This is a genomic window from Bradyrhizobium sp. (genome assembly GCF_035484855.1).
In the GTDB taxonomy this organism is placed as follows: domain Bacteria; phylum Pseudomonadota; class Alphaproteobacteria; order Rhizobiales; family Xanthobacteraceae; genus Bradyrhizobium.
Genome location: NZ_DATHOP010000252.1, coordinates 1 through 6948, shown reverse-complemented (window position 1 = coordinate 6948; position 6948 = coordinate 1). Strand labels below are relative to the sequence as shown.

Annotated in this window: 7 protein-coding genes; 1 reads left to right on the top strand and 6 read right to left on the bottom strand. The window is 62.4% G+C overall.

What is annotated here, in order from left to right; all coding sequences use genetic code 11:
- Positions 1-492: 492 nt before the first annotated feature.
- On the bottom strand, positions 493-1416 hold the full coding sequence (locus VK804_RS29075) for a LysR family transcriptional regulator (RefSeq protein ID WP_325376666.1): 924 nt from the start codon (positions 1414-1416) through the stop codon (positions 493-495).
- A gap of 2 nt (positions 1417-1418) precedes the next feature.
- Positions 1419-2384, bottom strand: coding sequence for a thioredoxin-disulfide reductase (trxB, locus tag VK804_RS29070; protein WP_325376664.1), 966 nt, complete (start codon positions 2382-2384; stop codon positions 1419-1421).
- A 267-nt stretch (positions 2385-2651) separates the two neighbouring features.
- Here trxB and VK804_RS29065 point away from each other — a divergent pair, with 267 nt between their 5' ends.
- The gene (locus VK804_RS29065; protein WP_325376662.1) at positions 2652-3131 is read left to right on the top strand and encodes an Lrp/AsnC family transcriptional regulator; all 480 of its coding nucleotides are present in this window, start codon (positions 2652-2654) and stop codon (positions 3129-3131) included.
- Positions 3132-3277: 146 nt separating this feature from the next.
- On the opposite strand, the gene VK804_RS29060 is transcribed toward VK804_RS29065, so the two are convergent.
- The 4 genes from VK804_RS29060 to carB form a co-directional block, all read right to left on the bottom strand.
- Positions 3278-3685 carry a DoxX family protein gene (locus VK804_RS29060; protein WP_325376660.1) on the bottom strand — a complete coding sequence of 136 codons (408 nt, stop codon included), beginning with the start codon at positions 3683-3685 and terminating at the stop codon, positions 3278-3280.
- 9 nt (positions 3686-3694) lie between these two features.
- A complete protein-coding gene (locus VK804_RS29055) occupies positions 3695-4090 on the bottom strand; it encodes a DoxX family protein (RefSeq protein ID WP_325376658.1) in 396 nt (131 codons plus the stop codon).
- Positions 4091-4328: 238 nt separating this feature from the next.
- Positions 4329-4805 (bottom strand): transcription elongation factor GreA, encoded by a 477-nt coding sequence (gene greA, locus VK804_RS29050; RefSeq protein WP_325376656.1) that lies wholly within the window; start codon positions 4803-4805, stop codon positions 4329-4331.
- 138 nt (positions 4806-4943) lie between these two features.
- Positions 4944-6948, bottom strand: a 2005-nt coding sequence (carB, locus tag VK804_RS29045) for a carbamoyl-phosphate synthase large subunit (RefSeq protein ID WP_325376654.1), incomplete at its 5' end; no start/stop codon positions are given.

Sequence of the window (6948 nt, the reverse complement as noted above, 5' to 3'; positions counted from 1 at the left end):
CGCTTGCGTACCGCAGGTCACTGCGTTGATACTCGGCACGAGTGATTTCAGTCCATGGCATGATGCTCTCCCTCGAATCTTTGCAAATCCGAAGGAATCACGGCCTGCTGGAATCACTCACTGCTTTTTCGGTCAGGCTCTAAGGAGCCGCGCCTCGCGCGGCGTCTCGAAGGATGGACCGCGGGCACCTGTTGTAGTCATCCTTCGAGGCTCGCCGAAGGGGCTCGCACCTCAGGATGACGCTTCCAAGAAAACGAACGCGCCAAAAAAAAGCCGGGCTCGATCGAGCCCGGCTTCAAGGTATTGGCCACGTGAGGCCGACACAATCACCTTCCAAGAGGGATTACTGAGCGCTCGCGCCACTGGAGGAGGGGGACATATGCGCAACGCGAAAACTCAGCGTAAGGGCATTATGATCCCCGCAAGCACCCTGCAGCAACCGTCCGGGCCGCATGTCAGTCATGCGGGGACCGGGGGGTTATCGACCGATAATCACGATGGCCAGCGTTGCGCCTTGCTCACCACGAAGTCGCGGAATACCTGCACCCGCGCCACCGTCTTCAATTCTTCCGGATAGACGAAGTAGGTATCGAGCTGGATAGAATCAGATTCTCCAAACAGCTGCACCAGGCGATTGTTTTCTTCTACCAGATAGTCCGGCAGCGCGGCGATGCCGAGGCCCTGCTGGCAGGCGCGCACCAACCCCAAGATGTTGTTGACCTTGAAAAAGGCCTCGCGCGGGCCGCTTCCGTTGCGGCCGGCGTCGATCAGCCAGCTGCGGTTCTGCAGGTGCGGTTGAACCTGCATGTCGCTCAGCATGATGATGCGGTGCGCATCGAGATCGTCCAGCGTACGCGGCGTGCCGAAGCGTTTGATGTATTCCGGCGAGCAATAGGCGTGGAATCCGATCGAGAACAGCTTGCGCTGGATCAGGTCGGGCTGGGTCGGCTTGCGGGTGCGGATCGCGACATCGGCCTCGCGCATCGAGAGGTCGAGGTCCTCGTCGGTGACGATCATCGAAATCCGGATCTCCGGATAGAGCGCGGTGAATTCGTGCAGCCGCGGAATCAGCCAGTTGATGCCGAGCGCGGGCGGCGTCGTGATCTTGAGGTCGCCGCTCGGCCGCTCGCGGCTGTCGGTCAGTTTGGCGCGCGCCGCCTGCAGCTGCATGAACACGTCATGCGCGGTGCGGAACAAGAGGTCGCCTTGTTCGGTCAGGATCAGGCCGCGCGCGTGGCGGTGGAACAGCGACACCGACAATTCCTGCTCCAGCGCGCTGACCTGCCGCGACACCGCCGATTGCGAAAGGCCGAGCTGCTCGCCGGCATGCGTGAAGCTGCCCGCTTCCGCCGCGGCGTGAAACACCTTCAGCTTGTCCCAATCCATGTCGGTAAATCCGTCCCTACTTCTTGCCATGATTATTCCGCCGCCGCGCGTTCGCTCGCCCGTAGCGCGAGAAAACGCTCGGCCTCAAGGGCTGCCATGCAGCCAAGGCCGGCGGCGGTGACCGCCTGCCGGTAGATTTCATCGGCGACGTCGCCGGCGGCGAACACGCCGGGCACGGAAGTCGCGGTCGAGTTCGGCGCCACCTCGACATAGCCTGACGGTTTCAGCTTGACCTGACCGATCACGAGGTCTGTGGCCGGCGCATGGCCGATCGCGATGAAGACGCCGTCCGCCGGCAGTTCGGTCAAACCGCCGGTCTTGACGTTCTTCAGCCGGACATGGGTGACCTTGCCGGGGTTTTCGGTGCCGCCGATTTCGTCGATGGCTGAGTCCCACACCACCCTGATCTTGGGATTCTTGAACAGACGTTCCTGCAGGATGCGCTCGGCGCGGAAATGGTCGCGGCGATGCACGACCGTCACGCGCGAAGCAAAGTTGGTCAGGAACATCGCTTCCTCGACCGCGGTATTGCCGCCGCCGACCACGATCACTTCCTTGCCGCGATAGAAAAACCCGTCGCAGGTCGCGCAGGCCGAGACGCCAAAGCCCTTGAACTTCTCTTCCGACGGCATGCCTAGCCAGCGCGCCTGTGCGCCGGTGGCGAGGATCACGGTTTCGGCGAGATAGACGTCGCCCGAATCGCAGGAGAGCCGAAACGGCCGCTGGCCGAGCTCGAGTTTGGTGACGAGATCGGTGACGATCCTGGTGCCGACATGGGCGGCCTGCTTCTCCATCTGCTCCATCAGCCACGGGCCCTGGATGACGTCGGCAAAGCCCGGATAGTTTTCCACGTCGGTGGTGATGGTGAGCTGGCCGCCGGGCTGGATGCCCTGGATCAGAACCGGCTCCAGCATCGCCCGCGCGGCATAGACAGCAGCGGTGTAGCCGGCCGGGCCGGAACCGATGATGACCACCTTGGCGTGGATGGGCGCAGGCATGGGACAATCCGTCTCTTCAGGGGATTTGGTCAGCGCTTGGGCGCAATGAGCCCGGAAAGGCATCGCGGCGGCGCCTAAAGTGTCAAATCCAAGTCTAGGACATCTGGCAAGCTATGCAAGAATTGCAATCCAAATAGGCGAAATTTCCCACTGAAGGGGTTAAATGGCGCGGCGCACGCGCAATAAAATTGCGCTAATCGCCTCGGCTGCGCTAAGACTATTGCCAGTCATTATCACCCGATTTGCCAGCCCAGGATACGGAACCGCGTGTCGAAGAATCTTGACGAGATCGACCTCAAAATCCTCTCGGAAATCCAGGCCGACGGCCGAATCACCAATGTGGAACTGGCCAGGCGCGTCGGCATTTCGCCACCGCCCTGCCTGCGCCGGGTGCGGACGCTGGAGGAGCAAGGTTACATCCAGGGCTATCGCGGGTTGCTCGATCCGCGCCGGCTCGGCTTCGATGTCACGGTGTTCGCTTCCGTGCATCTGGCGAGCCAGGCGGATGCGGATCTGCGCGCGTTCGAGGAATTCGTGCGCGCCGAGCCTCTGGTGCGGGAATGCTGGATGCTGTCCGGCGACGTCGACTTCATCCTGAAATGCGTGGCGCCCGACATGGCGACGTTCCAGGATTTCGTCACCCACCTGACGGCGGCGCCGCATGTGCGCAATGTGCGGACCTCGCTGGTGCTGCACAATTCGAAATACGAGGCCGCGGTGCCGCTGGAAGTGAAGATGGCGGGGTAGCTCTCGCCGCGTGTAACGCCGTCATCCTGAGGAGGCCGCATCGCGGCCGTCTCGAAGGATGGGCCGCAGGCACCCTTGTCGCATCCATCCTTCGAGGCTCGACCGTCGGCGCAATTGCGCCGCCGGTCTCGCACCTCAGGATGACGTTACCCCTTCTTCCGCATCAGCGCGTCCAGGCTCCACGGCCCGCCGCCGGCGCAGACGAAATACAGGCAGGCAAAGCAGAATATGATCGCGAGGTTGCCACCGCTTAGAAGCGGAATGAAACTCTTTGGAAGATGCCCGATGAAATAGGCGAACGCCATTTCACCGCACAGGATGAAGGCCACCGGCCGCGTGAACAGGCCGAGCAGCAGCAGGGCGCCGCCGACCAATTCGAACATGCCGGCGACGCCGAACAGCGAAAACGGCTCGACCTTCTCGAACATCGTGCCCGGGGGAAATTTCAGGTGTTTTGCGACGCCGAACTGGAACAGCAGCAATCCGATGATGAACCGGTAGATGCTCAGAACCTGCGGCTCGAAGCGCGCCAGCGTCTTGTTGAACGTGTTCATGATCGCCCCCTATGCCCGCTTCATCGCAGCATCGACGCTCCACGGGCCGGCGCCCGCGGTCGACAAATAAAGACAGGTGAAGCAGTAGGCGATCGCCAGCGTGCCGCCATTGAGCAGAGGATAGAAGCCCTTCGGCGCATGCACCATGAAATAGGCAACCGCCATTTCACCGGCGACAATGAAGGCAGCCGGTTGCGTCAATAGCCCGAGGATCAACAGCGCGCCGCCGATCAACTCGATGAAGCCGGCGGCGCCCAAAAGCGACAGCGGCTGGATGTTGGCGTAGGCCGGCAACGCGGGATAGTGGAAAATCTTTCCCATGCCGTGCTCGATGATCATCAGACCCATGATGATGCGCAGCACGCTCAGTGCGCGCGGCTTCCAGGTCGTCAGCGTTTCAATCATGATGGTTTCCCCCAAGGTCGATACGCTTCATTGGTATCGCGTCGAAGCGGCGAGGAAAAGCATATAAACCATAGAAATCGGCGGCGTTTCGCAGGGCAGCAACGGAATAATGCCGTCGGCAAAGTGTTTTCCGCAATTTTTTCCGCGCGCGATGCCGACTTCACGATGCCGTCAGGCAAGTGCAATGCAAAAAAGCCGGGAGATCATCCCGGCCTTTTGATACAATGCGCGCGTACTACTAGCGCCACTCGACCTTGGTGATCTCGTAGGCCTTCGGCCCGCCGGGCGCCACCACTTCCACAGAGGCGCCCTTCTTCTTGCCGATCAGCGCGCGCGCCAAGGGCGAGGTGATGGAGATGCGGCCCTTCTTGGCGTCGGCTTCCGGCTCGCCGACGATCTGCCACACCGCCTTCTTGTCGGTGTCCTCGTCGACCAGCGTCACGGTGGCGCCGAACTTGATGGTGTCGCCGGACAGTTTCGAGATGTCGATGATGTCGGCGCGCGCCAGCTTGTCCTCCAGTTCGGCGATGCGGCCTTCATTGTGCGACTGCTCTTCCTTGGCGGCGTGATATTCCGCGTTCTCCGAAAGGTCGCCATGCGAGCGCGCCTCGGCGATATGCTCGATGATGCGCGGACGCTCCACCGACTGGCGCTGCTTCAATTCGACCTCGAGGGCGGCATAGCCGCCGGCGGTCATCGGAACCTTTTCCATCATCTCATGTCGTCCTTCAACCTCATGCGGACCCATCCGGGGGTACGCATAAACGCCGAAACAGAACACCCTCATGGCTGGCGTGTTCCCAGTCACGAGGGCTTCATTGCCGATCGATTGCCGGAGGAGCCGGCCAAGGGATCAGGTTTCGGAAAAGTAACTCTGCAGCGTGCGGACCTCAAGGTCCCCGCCCAGATAGGCGCGGATGCCTTGGGCAGCCGCCACGGCACCTGAAAGAGTGGTGTAATATGGGACTTTATGCAAGAGGGCAGCTCGCCGCAATGAGCGGCTGTCGGCCAGCGCCTGCGGCCCTTCGGTGGTATTGAAGACCAGCTGGATGTCGCCGTTCATGATGGCGTCGACGATATGCGGCCGGCCCTCCAGCACCTTGTTTACCTTTTCGGTCGGTACCCCGAAATCGGCCAGGAAGCGCTGGGTCCCGGAGGTCGCCATCACCTTGAAGCCGACCGAGGCGAGCAGCCGCACCGCCTCCGCGATCCTGACCTTGTCGATGTCGCGGACCGAGACGAACACCGTGCCCTTGCGCGGCACACGGGTGCCGCCGCCGAGCTGGCTCTTGGCGAAGGCGATCTCGAACGAGCGGTCGATGCCCATCACCTCGCCGGTCGAGCGCATCTCCGGTCCGAGCACGGTATCGACCCCGGGAAAGCGCGCGAACGGAAACACCGATTCCTTGACCCCGACATGGCCGAGCTTCTTCTTCTTCAGACCAAAATCGTCAAGCTTCTCGCCGGCCATCAGCCGGGCCGCGATCTTCGCCACCGGGATGCCCATCACCTTGGCGACGAACGGCACCGTGCGCGACGCCCGCGGATTGACCTCGAGCACATAGATGTCGCCGTCCTTGATGGCGTATTGCACGTTCATCAGCCCGACCACGTCGAGCCCGAGCGCGAGCTCCCGGGTCTGCCGCTCCAGCTCCGATATCATCGCGGCATCGAGCGAATGCGGCGGCAGCGAGCAGGCGCTGTCGCCGGAGTGGATGCCGGCTTCCTCGATATGCTCCATGATGCCGACGATGAAAGTGTCCTTGCCGTCGCACAGGCAGTCGACGTCGATCTCGATGGCATCAGACAGATAGCGGTCGAACAGCAGCGGATTGGTGCCGAGCACTGTGTTGATCTGGCCGGTCTTGTCGTTCGGATAGCGCGCCTTGACGTCGCCAGGCACCAACTCGGGCAGCGTGCCGAGCAGGTAATCCGAGAGCTGGTTCTCCTCGCGGATGATCTGCATGGCGCGGCCGCCGAGCACATAGGAGGGGCGCACCACCAGCGGCAGGCCGAGATCGGCGGCCACCAGGCGGGCCTGCTCGACCGAATAGGCGATGCCGTTCTTGGGCTGCTTCAGCCGCAATTTGTCGAGCACGCGCTTGAAGCGGTCACGGTCTTCGGCGAGATCGATGGCGTCGGGCGAGGTGCCGAGGATCGGCACATTGGCCGCCTCCAGCGCGCGCGCAAGCTTTAGCGGCGTCTGGCCGCCGAACTGCACGATCACGCCGTGCAGCGTGCCGTTCTTCCGCTCAGTCGCGATGATTTCGAGCACGTCCTCGGCGGTCAGCGGCTCGAAATACAGCCGGTCGGCGGTGTCGTAGTCGGTCGACACCGTTTCCGGATTGCAGTTGATCATGATGGTTTCATAGCCGGCATCGTGCAGCGCGAAGCAGGCATGGCAGCAGCAATAGTCGAACTCGATGCCCTGGCCGATCCGGTTCGGGCCGCCGCCGAGGATGATGACCTTGTTCTTGTCCGACGGCGCGCTCTCGTCGGCGAGCGCGCCCGCGAACGGCGATTCATAGGTCGAATACATGTAGGCGGTGGGGGAAGCGAATTCCGCCGCACAGGTGTCGATGCGCTTGAACACCGGGCGGACGCCGAGCGCGTGGCGTTTTGTTTTGACCTCGGCCTCGGTGGCCTGCGTCAGCACGGCCAGCCGGGCGTCGGAAAATCCCATGGCTTTCAACGTGCGCAGCGCGAAGGCGTTGCCGGGCAGGCCGTTGGCGGTGATTTTCGCTTCCATCTCGACGATGCCGCGCATCTCCGCGAGGAACCAGGGATCGATCTTGCAGGAGGTGAAGATCTCGTCATTGGTCCAGCCGAGCCGCATCGCCTGCGCCACCTGCAACAGA

Excerpts from the sequence above, each read along its gene's own strand:
- VK804_RS29060 (WP_325376660.1), bottom strand. The coding sequence starts at position 3,685 with ATGAACACGTTCAACAAGACGCTGGCGCGCTTCGAGCCGCAGGTTCTG.
- trxB (WP_325376664.1), bottom strand. The coding sequence starts at position 2,384 with ATGCCTGCGCCCATCCACGCCAAGGTGGTCATCATCGGTTCCGGCCCG.
- VK804_RS29055 (WP_325376658.1), bottom strand. The coding sequence starts at position 4,090 with ATGATTGAAACGCTGACGACCTGGAAGCCGCGCGCACTGAGCGTGCTG.
- greA (WP_325376656.1), bottom strand. The coding sequence starts at position 4,805 with ATGATGGAAAAGGTTCCGATGACCGCCGGCGGCTATGCCGCCCTCGAG.
- VK804_RS29075 (WP_325376666.1), bottom strand. The coding sequence starts at position 1,416 with ATGGCAAGAAGTAGGGACGGATTTACCGACATGGATTGGGACAAGCTG.